We start from the raw sequence: 14,017 nt of genomic DNA on the forward strand, positions 1-14,017 counted from the left end.
AGAAAAAGATGCTCCATCTCATCGGACTGATATTGAAAATCATAGGGATTATACTGGCTGTGATACTGGGAATTCTGGTATTGCTTGTTTGTATTGTCCTTCTGGTGCCGGTGCGGTACGCAGCCGACGCGGATTTTCCGGGAAATGTAAGTGAGATCAAAGCCCATGGAAGTGTCTCGTGGCTGCTTCATCTCATACGCTTGAAGGTTTCGTTTGAAAATGGGGAGCTGAAGTGGAAGCTCGGATTGGTTTGGCTTAGATTTTCCAGTGAAGCAGAGAAAGATAAGGAAGCAGCCCCGAAAGAAAAGAGGGGAAAAAAGAATAAAGAAAAATCTGTGAACGTGCCGAAAACACAAAGAATAGAAGAGAAAGATGTATCGGAAAATGCAAAGGAGAAGAAGTCTGCAGAAACCGGTAAGGAAGAGCGGGCAGAAGTCAAATTGCAGAAAACCGAAGTTCAGGGCAAGGAAACACAGAATACAAAATCAAAGGACGCAAAAGCTCTGGATGCAGAACATTTAAAAAAGGAGTCTCAAGATACGAAGTCTCATAAAACAGAACCGGAGGAAATGTCCCGAATCGAAAAACTTTGCGAGCGATTCCGAAAGATATTTGAAAAGATCAAATATACATTCCGGCAAATCTGTGATAAAATAAAAGCAATCGGCGAAACAAAAGAACAGATTACGGTATTTCTTGAGAATGAGAGTCATCAGAGGGCATTTGCAAAATTGATGAAAGAGACAGTCTGGATCAGGCGCTTCCTGAGACCGAAAGAAATAACGGGGGATATTCATTTCGGTTTTGAGGATCCGTATTTAACCGGCAAGACGCTTGCACTGCTCAGTATGATTTATCCCTTTGTGGGGGAACATATGAACATAGAGCCTGATTTTGAAGAAAAAGTGCTGGAAGGAAGCGTTAAGATCCGGGGCGGACTACGGCTGTTTCATCTGATAGCGCTTGTCTGGTGCCTGATCTGGAACAGAGATATCCGTATACTGATCAAAGATGTGCGTAAAAGAATGAAATAATAAAGAATCGTTCAGAATAGAAGAAAGAAAACAGGAGGAACAGATTATGGCAGAAGAAAATCGATTCAAGGACACAATGGATTCCTTATTCAAAGGAATGAATGGAGTGGTATCTTCCAAAACGGTAGTAGGAGATGCGATCCATATCGGAGATACAATCATTCTCCCTCTTGTCGACGTTTCCTTTGCAGTAGGCGCCGGTGCATTTAACGCGGATAAGAAAGAAAAGGGAGCCGGCGGACTTGGAGGAAAGATGACCCCGTGTGCCGTGCTTGTCATTCAGAACGGAACGACCCGTCTTGTCAATATCAAGAACCAGGATACGATGACCAAGATTCTCGATATGGTTCCGGATGTCATCGACAGACTGAAAGCACCGAAAACGGACAAAATGACCGAAGAGGATGTGGTGGATATCCTGGACGGAGCTGAGAAAGAAGCTGAGAAGAAAGCATAAACAGGCCGTCACGAATACTCCCGGGAAACATAACATACAATATAGAAAGAGACCGGAAGCAGGGATGGAAATAAAATGAAACGGATCATCGGATTTGCGCTGTTTTTTATCGCGGTCGGAATCATAATAATGATGTTTCTTCCCAATATTTTCGTGGGAATACTTATTGCTCTGCTGTGTATTTTATTCGGCTACCTGCTTTTTTGCAGCTGCTGAAAAAGAAAATGATATCACAGAAAACAGTCAAATAAAATAGTAAAGAAAAGCCTTGCAGATGCAGGGCTTTTATGATATAATTTGAGCGTTGCAAAAAAACACGTATGTGGTTCATCCCAATGGTGCCAACGCATCAGATGCACGGTTTTGGGACCTAAACATACGGAAGTAAAAAACCAAATGGAGGAAAGAAACATGAGCGTTATTTCAATGAAACAACTTTTAGAAGCAGGTGTTCATTTTGGACATCAGACCAGAAGATGGAACCCTAAAATGGCTGAGTACATCTACACAGAAAGAAACGGAATCTACATTATCGACTTACAGAAATCCGTTGGAAAAGTAGATGAAGCTTACCAGGCAGTTGCTGATATCGCAGCTGAAGGCGGAAAGATCCTGTTTGTAGGAACAAAGAAACAGGCTCAGGATGCTATCAAGACAGAAGCAGAACGCTGCGGAATGTTCTATGTAAATGAAAGATGGTTAGGTGGTATGCTTACCAACTTCAAGACAATCCAGAGCAGAATCGAACGTCTGAAAGAGATCGAGACAATGGCTGAAGACGGAACATTTGACGTACTGCCGAAGAAAGAAGTTATCGCTCTTAAGAAAGAATGGGAAAAACTGGAAAAGAACCTTGGCGGTATCAAGGAAATGAAGAACATCCCGGATGCAATCTTCGTAGTAGACCCGAAGAAAGAAAGAATCTGCGTTCAGGAAGCACACACTCTGGGAATCCCGCTGATCGGTATCGCAGACACAAACTGTGATCCGGAAGAACTTGATTATGTAATTCCAGGAAATGATGATGCTATCAGAGCCGTAAAACTGATCGTTTCCAAGATGGCAGACGCTGTTATCGAAGCAAATCAGGGAGCAGCTGAAGACGTTGTTTACGAAGGTGAAGACGTAGAAGTAGCTGAGGCTGAAGAAGCAGTAGAAGAATAAGAAATTTGATATAACAGATGATGCACGAATATATCAGTTGGAGGAAAAAATCATGGCAATTACAGCAAGCATGGTAAAAGAATTAAGAGAAATGACAGGCGCCGGAATGATGGACTGCAAGAAAGCTCTGAGCGAAACAAACGGAGATATGGATGCAGCAATCGAATTCCTTAGAAAAAATGGTGAAGCAAAAGCTGTTAAGAAAGCCGGACGTATCGCAGCAGAAGGTATCGTAATGGCAGATGTTCAGGGTGATAACACAGCAGCAATCGTTGAAGTAAACTCTGAGACAGACTTCGTTGCTAAGAATGCTGATTTCCAGGCATTCGTTAAAGCAGTAGTTAACCAGGCATTAGCAACCGAGAACACTGAGATGGAAGCATTCATGGCAGAAGCTTGGAATGAAGACACAAGCAAGACTGTAAATGATGCATTAACAGAGAAGATCGCTATCATCGGAGAAAAACTCAGCATCAGAAGATTTGAAAAAGTATCTATCGACAATGGTGCAGTTGTATCCTACATCCACGGCGGCGGAAGAATCGGTGTTTTAGTTGTAGCTGAAACAGCAGTAGTTAACGATGCAGTAAAAGAAGCACTCAAGAACGTTGCAATGCAGGTTGCAGCATTAAATGCAAAATTTGTCAGCCAGGCAGAAGTTGATGCTGAATATCTTGCACATGAGAAAGAAATTCTTCTTGCTCAGATCATGAACGATCCGAAAGAATCTCAGAAACCGGAAAAGGTTATTCAGGGAATGATCAACGGACGTATCAACAAAGAAATGAAAGAAATCTGTCTGTTAGACCAGGTATATGTAAAAGCAGAAGACGGAAAACAGTCTGTTGCTAAATACCTTGAAGAAGTTGGAAAAGCTAACGGAACTACAATCAAGCTTCAGAAGTTCGTTCGTTTCGAGACTGGAGAAGGTCTTGAGAAGAAGAATGAAGACTTCGCAGCAGAAGTTGCAGCTCAGATCAACGGCTAAATAAATCAGATTTTTTAAGGGCTCTGAAAGCTTTATAAACACTTGATTCTAGTGGTTATAAGGTTTTCGGAGCTTTTTCTTTGAGAAAAGATAACTATCTGCAATCCCGAAAATTGACACATTTACATATAATAATAGTCTATTGAGAATAAAGATTATTTGGTATAATATAAGTAAAGTCCAGGGGAATAATATCCTAAGCGGCAGGTTACTGATAATCCGGTTCAATCATTAGTAAAAGGAAATTTGATTATGTACCATAAATTAAAAATCTCTCATAAATGGAATGTGGCGGATACAATTACCACCATGCGGATGGCAGCTACTGTTTTTCTGTTTTTTCTTCCGCTTACATCTACTTTGTTTGTTGTGATTTATACATTTGCGGGTATTACGGATGTATTAGATGGGTGGATTGCAAGAAAATCAGGAAAGGCAAGTGAATTCGGTGCCAGACTGGACAGCATTTCTGACTTGTTCTTTTACAGTGTTTTGCTGATTCGTCTTTTCCCGATTTTGTACCGGACACTTCCGGGAGAAATCTGGTATGTAGTATTGGCAATCATACTTGTACGTCTTGCAGCATACATCACAGCAGCAGTCAAATATCATCGCTTTGCGTCAATTCATACATGGATGAATAAGTTGACCGGTGCGTCGGTATTTCTGTTGCCTTATATTCTTTTGGTTTCGTCAGGTGTAGGGTATTGTTGGGCAGTATGTATGTTGGCATTTGCTGCGTCGGCAGAGGAACTTGCAATTCATCTTTTACGGAAAGAATATCTTGCGGACAGAAAGTCCTTTCTACAAAAAAATAGAGATGATATCTATGTTGATAACGAAGAGGGAAGAAGTTAATGGGGAGGTAAGACTATGAAAAGGTATGTTGCCCTGCTAAGAGGCATCAATATAAGTGGAAAAAATAAAGTACCAATGTCTGAGTTAAAGAAATGCTTTGAAAAACTTGCATTTGAAGAAGTTAAGACATATTTGAACAGTGGTAATGTGATTTTTTCCAGTAATGAAGATAATACAGAGAAAATGACAGCACAAATTCAAATGATGATTCATAATCAGTTTGATTTAGATATTGCTGTTCTTGTCATATCAAAAGAAATGCTTGAAGATATTTTACAAAGTGCACCTGACTGGTGGGATAATGACAACAAAGAAATCTATGATAATCTGATTTTCATTATACCTCCGGCTAAATCTTCTGATGTATACAGTGAGATTGGAGAGCCTAAAAAAGGGTTAGAAAAGATAGAAGGTTATAAAGAAGTTATATTCTGGTCTTTTAGTCGTAAAGATTATCAAAAAACGAATTGGTGGTCTAAGACAGCAAGTGCAGGTATAGGAACTAAGCTAACGATAAGAACAGCGAATACTGTCAGAAAAATAGTTCAAATGTAAGCACTTTTATGATGGAGCTGGTATTCTGGCCAACGTATATCGAGAAATATCTTGACAAGTAAACGGTCGTTCACTATAATTGTGGTAAACGACCGTTTTCTTAATCGCCATGAATAAGAAAATGATTCAGTGAACCATTTTGAATGGAGAAAATAAAAATGTCTGATACAAGGGAACGAATATTGATGACTGCTCTTCACCTGTTTGCGAGGGATGGTTATGAGGCTGTACCGGTAAGCGCAATTGCAGGAGAATTGGGAATGACGAAGGGAGCTCTCTATAAGCATTATAAAAACAAACGTGATATTTTTGACAGTATCGTTGAGAGGATGTATCAAATTGATGCTGAACGGGCGCGGAAATATGAAGTACCGCAAGAGAAATATGAAATCCAGCCGAAAGCATATGAGAATCAGTCCGTGGAAAATGTGATTGAATTTACCATTGCTCAGTTTTTCTTATGGACGGAAGATGATTTCGCATGCGATTTTCGCAAGATGCTGACACTGGAGCAATACCGCAATGAAGAAATGGCAGAACTTTACAGTCAGTGTATCGTAGCAGGACCGGTCGACTACATAGAAGACTTATTTCGAGGGCTGATCCGGGAAGGAGTATTGAAAGAGGAAAATCCCAGGCAGCTTGCGGTAGAATATTATGCGCCGCTTTTTCTTCTTATCAGTATGTCCGATCGGACACGGGGAAATGAGGATTATGCCACAATACTCCGTAATCATGCAGAACATTTTATGCAGAGTCATGGGAGAGACCCGGGAGAGAGAATACAATGAGAAACGAGATAGATATGAAGCAATACGGCCTGTCTAAAACGATTGAAAAAACAGCGGAATGTTTTGAAGATTTGATTGTTTCGCGGGTTATTTCACAGGAAAAGGGAATCTATCGGCTGGTATCTTCACAGGGAGAAAAATGGGGAGAAATATCGGGCAGATTCCATTATGATGTCCAGGCAAAATCAGAATATCCGGCGGTGGGCGATTTCGTTATGGCTGACTGGAACAAAAGCGGCGGAAATGCAGTAATCCACCATGTTCTTCCAAGAAAAAGTTGCTTTATCCGAAAAGCTGCCGGTGAAAAAAATGAGGAGCAGATTGTTGCTGCCAATATCGATACTGTATTCTTGTGTATGTCTCTGAATAATGATTTTAATCTGCGGCGCCTGGAGCGTTATGTATCGATTGCATGGAACAGTGGAGCAATGCCGGTTGTTGTGTTGACAAAATCAGACCTGTGCAAGGATCTGGAACAAAAACTGTTCGAAGTATCTTCTGCAGCAGCGAGTGTGGATGTTTTAGTGACGAACACGATCGATCAAAACGGTTATGAGCAGATTTATCCGTATCTTACTGAAGAAAAGACAATCGCATTGATCGGTTCGTCCGGTGTCGGAAAGTCTACTTTAATCAATTGCCTGCTGGGTGAAAAGCATTTGGATACAAACGGACTGAGGAATGATGAGAAAGGACGGCACACGACAACCCATCGTGAACTGATTCTTCTGCCATCCGGCGGTATGGTGATTGATACACCGGGGATGCGTGAACTGGGAATGTGGGATGCCGGAGACGGAATCGATCAGACTTTTTCAGATATCGAGAAATTGGCGCTTAAATGCCGTTTCCGTGATTGTACTCATTCAGGCAGCGAACCGGGATGTGCAGTACAGGAGGCAGTAGAGCATGGTGAACTACCGATTGAACGGCTCCGCTCCTGGCAGAAGCTGATGAATGAGAATCGGTATGCAGAAGATACACAAGGTTATCTGGCTGAGAAAAAACAAAAATTTAAAAACATTGCAAAAATCAATAAAAAGAATCGAAAAGGATAAAGAAAAAATGAGCACCAGCAATATTTTAATACGTTTAGAGAGAAAAGAAGAATATCGGGAAGTAGAAAACTTAGTGAGAGAAAGTTTCTGGAATGCATATCGTCCGGGATGTTATGAGCATTATGTGCTGAATCAGCTCCGGAACGATCCGGCGTTTGTTCAGGAACTTGATTTTGTTATGTACCTCAGTACACAGGAAAATGCTCCGGTGGAGCATGCCGATGCGGAACAGGATGGTAAGCTGATTGGGCAGAACATGTTTATGAGAGCAAATATCAAAGCAGATGACGGCAGAACGATTCCTATCATGGCGATGGGGCCAATCTGTATTGCGCCTGAACTGAAAAGAAAAGGATATGGAAAAATTTTGTTAGACTACTCCTTTGAGAAAGCGAAAGAACTTGGCTGTGGCGCGGTTTGTTTTGAAGGAAACATTGATTTATTTTAGAACTGGAGGAGATTTATGAAAAATCAGGATGCAATACCATTTCCGGACGAACTTAAGCATCTTTTTGAGACGAATTTGGGAAGTCATTTCGTTTTTGGTCATATCTGTGCGTGGCAGTTCGTCTTTGTGCGAATATAATGACATGAATATATGACACATATCCTGTAATACATCTAATTCAAAACAATCTGAGAATACCTTATCTTTGGGTAAAAAATCGTCTGGGTTTTTCCGATAATATCCCTCCGTCCCATATTTTGATAAAAGCGTATATATATGAAACAGTGTTGTTAAAAGATGCTGATGCCATTCAATATCCGGAGTGAAAATAATATATGGAAGGTCAGAATGATATAAAACTGACAACAGATATTTGTTGTAAATATCGCTGGTTATTGGTGCAATCAGGGTGCCGGAGAATAAAATATTCGGGCAAATGCAATCTGTCATTTCTGTTTTTGTTGATCCAGTGGCATGGCCGGCAATTTATGAAGAACTGGATCTACCGGTTTCTTATGTCAGCATAGTATCTATGCTGATTTCAGGAGGAACTGTCATTTCCAGTTTATTGAGTGTCAGGTTAGTAGCAAGGCTGGGACCGATCTTTCCAAATATGACATATCTAACTCCTAAATTATTTGGTGCGGAGGTCTCACAGTCAGTGATTGGAATACAAATGGCATCTTCCTATCTTAGTATAATGTTGACACCGGCATTTTTCGGTGTGCTGGCACAAAATATGGGTATCTGTTGTTCTGTACCATTTCTGAGTGTGATGTTTGTAATGATGGCGGGTATGATAATATATGTTAAATGCATAAAGTCTTAGTTTATTCACTTGTTGTTAGATTTTTGTATTTTTTGGGAGGAATACCCACTGTCTTTTTAAAAACGGTAATAAAATAATTATAGTCTTTAAAACCACATTGTGCTGATATTTCTGCCAAAGGCAATTCGGATTCCATTAACATTTTTTTTGCTTTTTGGATTCGAAGATTACGAATATGCTCAGCAATCCCGGTTCCGTAATTCTGACTTGCTATTTCATATAGCTGAGTTTTTCCAATTCCAAATTCATGTGCAATCTGCATGGCATCGATATCCTCTGTAAAGTGAGATTGAATATATTCATCAATTCGAACAGGGAGCTTCTGACTGCGAAGAGAGGCCATTCGTTCCAGACACAAATATGCTGCAACCGCTTCCAGAATATGAGAAGCGGAGGTAATATAACTCTCTGTTTTGAGTGGCTGCATGAAACAGGCTTTTTGTAAATCTGACATATTGATTTTGTAAATCTGACATCTTTTCTTTATTTCTTTCCAACCGATTTCGTGTGACTCATATGCAAATACATGACCAAAAAGAAGATATCCGATGATGATATTTCCCATGTAAAGCGGACGGATGCTTTCTGTTAACCCTGCATGACACTGATAGGTATATAATGAATGACGTTTAGCAGCAATTCTGCATGCATTTTCATCACAATGCTGGCATTCATTTCTGCCAGCTTCATCCGTGCGAATTATCTGGCAAAAAGGAGCAATATTTTCAGGATATGCAGCGAGTTCATGAAAATTCTCGTCAAATATTGTGATACGAATCTGCGTAAGGTTATAAAAATCTTTTAACAAAGCATTCAGCTTTGTAATGTCAAAAGTTGATATCATACTGAATCTCCATTCTTTTTTTTGATTCTAGCATATCTGCGAACAAATTCAAAGTAAAAAGAACATACTTCTATATAAAAACAGAAAAAAAGAGGATAGTATTTATAGTACTAAGAAGATAAGGAGGATAACGAATATGTTAGCAACATTAAACGATGTAATGAAGATTGCAGAGGAAAAAAAGATAGCTGTTGGATCCTTTAATACGCCAAACCTCGAAGCGCTTCAAGCAGTAATTGAAGCGGCGGAGGAACTGGATTTACCGGTTATCATTCAGTTTGCACAGTGTCATGAACCGTGGATTCCACTTGCTATGATTGGACCAATTATGGTTAATGCAGCGAAAAAATCCAAAGTTCCGGTATGTGTTCATCTGGATCATGGTGAGACCCTGGAATATTTGCAACAGGCACTTGATATGGGATTTACATCAATTATGTATGATGGATCCACACTTTCCTATGAAGAAAATCTGGAGAATACAAAAAGAGCAGTTGCCATGGCAACTAAGACAGGGGCTTCGGTAGAGGCAGAGCTTGGCTCTATGGGAAGAAGAGAGTCTGGTGCTGGGGATGACAGTGGTGAGAACGATGACACCAAGATCTATACAGACCCGCATCAGGCGAAAGTATTCGTTGAAGAGACAGGAATTGATGCGCTTGCCTGCTCTTTTGGTACAACACACGGCATTTACTTAACACAGCCGAAACTGGATTTTGATGTAGTAAAAAATGTACGTGCGCTGACAGAACAGATTCCGATTGTAATGCATGGAGGATCCGGAGTGAGCAGAGAGGATTATCGAAAAGCCATCGAAGCCGGGACAAGGAAAGTAAACTATTTTACTTATATGGACAAGTCCGGTGGTAATGCGGTAGCGGAATATGTAAACAGCGTAAAAGAAGGAGAACCATTGTTTTTCTCGTCTGCGTCCATGGCGGCAAGGGATGCAATGAAAGAAAATGTAAAAGCAGCAATGAAAATGTTTGCATTAATGGATTAAGAAAAAGGAGAAGCGAAAATGAGAAAAAAGATGACATTTGCACTAGCATTTTGTAACCGTGGATTTATGCCGGGAGAACTGATTTACGGAGCAAGAGAAGATATGATTAAGGCTGTCACGGATGCGGGGTATGACTACATTGCCATGGATGCGGAACTGACCAGGTATGGCGGGATCGAAACGAGAGATGAAGGACTTCTCTATGCAAAATGGTTAAAGGAACATGAGGGAGAATATGATGGAGTAATCTTTTCTATGCCGATTTTTGCAGATGAGAACGGGGCAATCACGGCACTGCAGGATGCGGGGGTTCCGATTCTGATGCAGGCTTATCCGGATGAAATTGGTAAGATGGATTTTGCTCACAGAAGAGATGCATACTGCGGAAAATTCTCTGTTACAGATGTATTTACCCAGTATAACGTACCTTTTACTGTTATGAAGCCGCATGTCGTACATCCGTTATCGAAAGCATTTGCACAGAATTTAAGAGACTTCGCGGCAATCTGTCGTGTGGTAAATGGAATGAAACGATTCAATGTGGGATGCATCGGAGCAAGAACGACTGCGTTTAAGACCGTTCGTTTCGATGAAATCACGTTACAGAAATACGGAATCAATGTGGAATCCTTTGATCTCTCCGAGTTGATCTATAAGGTAGAGCATAAGGCAGACGACGATGCGGCAGTTGCGGAAAAAATCAAAGTTCTGGAGAATTACACAGATTTTACAAGAGTGCCGGAAGCCAATAAACTAATGCTTGCAAAAATATCTGTTGTAATTGATGAATATATTGATGAATACCATCTGGATGCCCTGACTTTGCGCTGCTGGAATGAGATGGAGACCTATATGAGGGTATGTCCGTGTGTCCTGTTAAGTGAATTAAATGACAGAGGTATTGTTGCTTCCTGTGAGATTGATATGTGTTCCGCGCTGACCATGCGTGCCATGAATCTTGCAAGCGAAGAGCCGACCGCTGTACTGGATTGGAATAATAACTATGGTGATGATGAGAATAAGGTGATCTTATTCCACTGCGGACCAGTTGCCCAAAGCTTAATGACGGAAAAAGGAACAGTTACTGAGCATAAGATGTTTGCAAAAAGTGATCCGGGTTCCGGATGGGGATGTAACGAAGGAAGAATTAAGGCATTCCCAACTACTATCTCTAACTGCCAGACCAAGGACGGTAAAATTATTGTGTATGCAAGTGAGGCGCAGTTTACAGACGATCCGATTGAAGATGCATTCTTCGGCTGCGGCGGTGTCTGTGAAATTCCGGATTTGCAGAATAAGCTGATTAAACTTGCAAGGGGAGGTTTCAAACATCACACTTCGGTAGGTGTTGGTCACATGAAAGAAATCTTAAAAGAGGCATTTACCACCTATCTTGGATATGAATGGGTAGATATCGATTAGGAGGAATGTGGCATGAAAATTGCAGGATTGGATATCGGCACGACAGGCTGCAAATGTACGGTCTTTGATGAGAATGGGAAATATCTGGACAAGGCATATCGGGACTATCCGGTAAAGCGGACGGTTGGAGGGCATGAAATTGACATTTCTGCTGTGATGGACGGGGTCTATGCTTCCATTCGGGAGATGGCGGAAAAATACCCGGATATTGCGGGGATCGGTGTTACCAGTTTTGGAGAGACTTTTGTCTGTGTGGATGAGACGGGAGAACCGCTTCACCCGGCCATGCTCTATACGGATCCGAGGGGAAAGGAAGAGTGCCGGGAGCTGGTTGAAAAGCTTGGAGAGCGGGAGATTGCGAATATTACCGGTCTCCGTCCGCATGAAATGTACAGCATTTCCAAAATTATGTGGATCAAGAAGAATCAGCCGGAGGTATATTCTTCTGCCCGTAAGATTTTTTTGATGGAAGATTATGTGGTCTATCATCTGACGGGAAATGCACAGATTGATTATTCCCTTGCCACCAGAACGATGGCATTTGATATCCGAAACCTCTGCTGGAGTCGAGAAATATTTGAGGCGGCAGGAATTGATATGGGACTGATGGCAAAGCCGGTATCGACCGGAACTGTTGCCGGGACGATCAGTCTGGCAGCAGTACAAAAGACGGGACTTTGCGGGGATACAAAAGTAGTTTCTGTGAGTCACGATCAGGTATCAGCAGCTGTAGGAGCAGGTGCTTTTGATGGCTCTGTAGCCGTGGATGGGGCCGGAACAGTAGAATGCCTTACTCCGGTGTATGATCAGATACCAGACATCGACGTGATGTATCAAGGATATTTTTCTGTAGTGCCTTACGTGATACCGGGAAAATATGTAGCATATGCATTTTCCTACACTGGGGGAGCCCTGATGCAGTGGTGTACGGAGACAATGGCAAAAAAAGAAATGCAGTTGGCGAAAGAACAGGGGATTTCTGTCAATGAGTATCTGGAACAGGCTTATGCGTCTCAGAAAGAAGAGATTCCAAGCGGGCTTCTGGTGCTGCCTCATTTTGCAGGCGCTGCAACCCCTTATATGGATACTGGTTCTAAAGGGGCTGTTTTGGGGCTTACAACGGCAACGACGACAGCTGATATTTATCGCGGTTGTATGGAAGGCGTTGTCTATGAAATGTATCTGAATATGCAAGCACTTCAGGGTTCAGGAATCCGGTTTGAAAAAATCCACGCCACCGGCGGTGGAGCCCATTCTGAAGAATGGATGCAGATGAAGGCAGATATGCTGAATGTGCCTATGGTTGCATTGAAAACTGTAGATGCAGGAACGGTAGGAAGTGCTATGCTTACTGGAATTGCGATAGGACTTTTTCACGATTTGCAGGATGCCGCGTTTCATATGGTGGAAGAAATTAAAACTTATGAACCAAGACCGGCAATGCATGAAAAGTATATGAGAATCTATGAAAAATATCAAAATGTATATCAGGCAGTCAGACCACTCATGTAGTGGTACAGTCTGTCCGGGAAAGGTGAAGAGAAAATGAATCCATATATAGGACATGACACACAGTTGTATGGAGTAGAAGAACATCGTCTTATAGGGGGAAAAGGTGACGGTATGCGTCTCTTTGAAGTGAATAATGGAAAGGGGCTTATGCTCACTATTTCGCCTGACAGATGCGGTGATATTACCAGATTGCGTTTTAAGGGAATCAATATGAGCTACCTGTCTCCTTGCGGATATGCAGCACCGGCTTATTATGACAGTATCGGAGTAAACTGGCTGAAGACCTTTACGGCTGGCTTTCTTACCACTTGCGGACTACAGGCAGTGGGCTCTCCATGCATGGATGAAGGAGAAGAACTTCCACTCCATGGTTCTATCGGTAATCAGCCCTGTGAGCAGGCCTACTGGACCGAAGACGAAGCCGGTCTTGTTATTCATACCGCAGTAAAAGATGAGACCATTTTTGGCAGAAAACTCCGGATGGAACGTAAAATTCAGGTTTCTACTAGGGAAAATTCCTTCGAGATCTGTGATACGATCTGCAATACAGGAGATAAAATAGAGCCTGTTGAGATTCTGTATCACATGAATATGGGATATCCATTGCTGGACGAAGACAGCATTGTGAAAATACCAGCGGCAGAGGTACTGCCAAGGGATGATCATGCCGCAGAGGACATAGAAAATTGGATGCATATGGAGAAACCGACAGTCGGATATCAGGAACGCTGTTATTATCATAAGTTTGCAGATGAGGCAGGAAGAGCTTCTATCTTTCAGCCGAAACTGGGAATAGGACTGAGTATTTCTTTTGACGCAACGGAACTGGACGGGTTTGTGGAATGGAAGATGATGGGAGTCAGAGATTATGTGCTTGGTCTGGAATGCGGCAACTGTTACCCGGACGGTCGCGATGTAATGAGAAAAGCCGGAATGTTGAAATTCCTGAGTCCTGGAGAAAAGAAAACATATAATGTAAAAATCACCATGATAGATTTATGTGAAAAATAAAAGTGATGAAAGATTGAAAAGCCATGTACAGGAATAAAAGTCC

At 41.7% G+C, this 14,017-nt stretch carries 15 protein-coding genes; 14 read left to right on the forward strand and 1 reads right to left on the reverse strand.

The features are described from left to right. Nucleotides 1–8 precede the first annotated feature (8 nt). The 10 genes from ACTNBR_RS00650 to ACTNBR_RS00695 all read left to right on the forward strand — a co-directional run bounded on the left by ACTNBR_RS00650 (nucleotide 9) and on the right by ACTNBR_RS00695 (nucleotide 8,182). Nucleotides 9–1,034, forward strand: a complete 1,026-nt coding sequence (locus ACTNBR_RS00650) for a DUF2953 domain-containing protein (RefSeq protein WP_441042651.1) — start codon at nucleotides 9–11, stop codon at nucleotides 1,032–1,034. Nucleotides 1,035–1,080: 46 nt separating this feature from the next. Then, a complete protein-coding gene (locus ACTNBR_RS00655) occupies nucleotides 1,081–1,491 on the forward strand; it encodes a GerW family sporulation protein (RefSeq protein ID WP_427806353.1) in 411 nt (136 codons plus the stop codon). A gap of 411 nt (nucleotides 1,492–1,902) precedes the next feature. Beyond that, entirely contained in the window at nucleotides 1,903–2,655 is a 753-nt protein-coding gene (rpsB, locus tag ACTNBR_RS00660; protein ID WP_441015988.1) for a 30S ribosomal protein S2, read from the forward strand. A 52-nt stretch (nucleotides 2,656–2,707) separates the two neighbouring features. Next, on the forward strand, nucleotides 2,708–3,643 hold the full coding sequence (gene tsf / locus ACTNBR_RS00665; RefSeq protein WP_427806351.1) for a translation elongation factor Ts: 936 nt from the start codon (nucleotides 2,708–2,710) through the stop codon (nucleotides 3,641–3,643). Between the two features lie 252 nt (nucleotides 3,644–3,895). Further along, complete coding sequence (locus ACTNBR_RS00670) at nucleotides 3,896–4,501, forward strand: CDP-alcohol phosphatidyltransferase family protein (RefSeq protein WP_427806350.1); 606 nt, start codon at nucleotides 3,896–3,898, stop codon at nucleotides 4,499–4,501. Between the two features lie 15 nt (nucleotides 4,502–4,516). Further along, a complete protein-coding gene (locus tag ACTNBR_RS00675) occupies nucleotides 4,517–5,056 on the forward strand; it encodes a DUF1697 domain-containing protein (RefSeq protein ID WP_427806349.1) in 540 nt (179 codons plus the stop codon). A 158-nt stretch (nucleotides 5,057–5,214) separates the two neighbouring features. Then, nucleotides 5,215–5,847, forward strand: a complete 633-nt coding sequence (locus ACTNBR_RS00680; protein ID WP_441015991.1) for a TetR/AcrR family transcriptional regulator — start codon at nucleotides 5,215–5,217, stop codon at nucleotides 5,845–5,847. Continuing rightward, nucleotides 5,844–6,905 carry a ribosome small subunit-dependent GTPase A gene (rsgA, locus tag ACTNBR_RS00685; protein ID WP_441015994.1) on the forward strand — a complete coding sequence of 354 codons (1,062 nt, stop codon included), beginning with the start codon at nucleotides 5,844–5,846 and terminating at the stop codon, nucleotides 6,903–6,905. Before ACTNBR_RS00680 ends, rsgA begins: the two co-directional genes overlap by 4 nt. A gap of 7 nt (nucleotides 6,906–6,912) precedes the next feature. Continuing rightward, a complete protein-coding gene (locus ACTNBR_RS00690) occupies nucleotides 6,913–7,353 on the forward strand; it encodes a GNAT family N-acetyltransferase (RefSeq protein ID WP_441015997.1) in 441 nt (146 codons plus the stop codon). Nucleotides 7,354–7,762: 409 nt separating this feature from the next. Next, complete coding sequence (locus ACTNBR_RS00695) at nucleotides 7,763–8,182, forward strand: hypothetical protein (RefSeq protein ID WP_427806345.1); 420 nt, start codon at nucleotides 7,763–7,765, stop codon at nucleotides 8,180–8,182. A gap of 1 nt (nucleotide 8,183) precedes the next feature. Here ACTNBR_RS00695 and ACTNBR_RS00700 read toward each other — a convergent pair whose 3' ends face one another. Beyond that, entirely contained in the window at nucleotides 8,184–9,026 is an 843-nt protein-coding gene (locus ACTNBR_RS00700; RefSeq protein ID WP_441016000.1) for a PocR ligand-binding domain-containing protein, read from the reverse strand. A 136-nt stretch (nucleotides 9,027–9,162) separates the two neighbouring features. Between ACTNBR_RS00700 and ACTNBR_RS00705 the strand changes: the two genes are divergently transcribed. From ACTNBR_RS00705 to ACTNBR_RS00720, 4 genes are read left to right on the forward strand one after another with little or no spacing between them, the layout of a single operon-like run. Then, nucleotides 9,163–10,029, forward strand: coding sequence for a class II fructose-bisphosphate aldolase (locus ACTNBR_RS00705; RefSeq protein ID WP_394283480.1), 867 nt, complete (start codon nucleotides 9,163–9,165; stop codon nucleotides 10,027–10,029). Nucleotides 10,030–10,047: 18 nt separating this feature from the next. After that, nucleotides 10,048–11,451: an L-fucose/L-arabinose isomerase family protein gene (locus ACTNBR_RS00710; RefSeq protein WP_394283481.1), complete on the forward strand. Its 1,404-nt coding sequence runs from the start codon at nucleotides 10,048–10,050 to the stop codon at nucleotides 11,449–11,451. Between the two features lie 12 nt (nucleotides 11,452–11,463). Continuing rightward, nucleotides 11,464–12,963: an FGGY-family carbohydrate kinase gene (locus tag ACTNBR_RS00715; RefSeq protein WP_441016003.1), complete on the forward strand. Its 1,500-nt coding sequence runs from the start codon at nucleotides 11,464–11,466 to the stop codon at nucleotides 12,961–12,963. Between the two features lie 33 nt (nucleotides 12,964–12,996). Continuing rightward, nucleotides 12,997–13,974, forward strand: a complete 978-nt coding sequence (locus tag ACTNBR_RS00720) for an aldose 1-epimerase family protein (protein WP_427819246.1) — start codon at nucleotides 12,997–12,999, stop codon at nucleotides 13,972–13,974. Nucleotides 13,975–14,017 lie beyond the last annotated feature (43 nt).

Origin of the sequence: Bariatricus sp. HCP28S3_F11, assembly GCF_052065395.1 — a bacterium.
Classification (GTDB): Bacteria; Bacillota; Clostridia; order Lachnospirales; family Lachnospiraceae; genus Allocoprococcus.

Coding starts and splice junctions, on each gene's coding strand:
- ACTNBR_RS00650 (WP_441042651.1), top strand. CDS start 9: ATGCTCCATCTCATCGGACTGATATTGAAAATCATAGGGATTATACTG.
- ACTNBR_RS00655 (WP_427806353.1), top strand. CDS start 1,081: ATGGCAGAAGAAAATCGATTCAAGGACACAATGGATTCCTTATTCAAA.
- rpsB (WP_441015988.1), top strand. CDS start 1,903: ATGAGCGTTATTTCAATGAAACAACTTTTAGAAGCAGGTGTTCATTTT.
- tsf (WP_427806351.1), top strand. CDS start 2,708: ATGGCAATTACAGCAAGCATGGTAAAAGAATTAAGAGAAATGACAGGC.
- ACTNBR_RS00670 (WP_427806350.1), top strand. CDS start 3,896: ATGTACCATAAATTAAAAATCTCTCATAAATGGAATGTGGCGGATACA.
- ACTNBR_RS00675 (WP_427806349.1), top strand. CDS start 4,517: ATGAAAAGGTATGTTGCCCTGCTAAGAGGCATCAATATAAGTGGAAAA.
- ACTNBR_RS00680 (WP_441015991.1), top strand. CDS start 5,215: ATGTCTGATACAAGGGAACGAATATTGATGACTGCTCTTCACCTGTTT.
- rsgA (WP_441015994.1), top strand. CDS start 5,844: ATGAGAAACGAGATAGATATGAAGCAATACGGCCTGTCTAAAACGATT.
- ACTNBR_RS00690 (WP_441015997.1), top strand. CDS start 6,913: ATGAGCACCAGCAATATTTTAATACGTTTAGAGAGAAAAGAAGAATAT.
- ACTNBR_RS00700 (WP_441016000.1), bottom strand. CDS start 9,026: ATGATATCAACTTTTGACATTACAAAGCTGAATGCTTTGTTAAAAGAT.
- ACTNBR_RS00705 (WP_394283480.1), top strand. CDS start 9,163: ATGTTAGCAACATTAAACGATGTAATGAAGATTGCAGAGGAAAAAAAG.
- ACTNBR_RS00710 (WP_394283481.1), top strand. CDS start 10,048: ATGAGAAAAAAGATGACATTTGCACTAGCATTTTGTAACCGTGGATTT.
- ACTNBR_RS00715 (WP_441016003.1), top strand. CDS start 11,464: ATGAAAATTGCAGGATTGGATATCGGCACGACAGGCTGCAAATGTACG.
- ACTNBR_RS00720 (WP_427819246.1), top strand. CDS start 12,997: ATGAATCCATATATAGGACATGACACACAGTTGTATGGAGTAGAAGAA.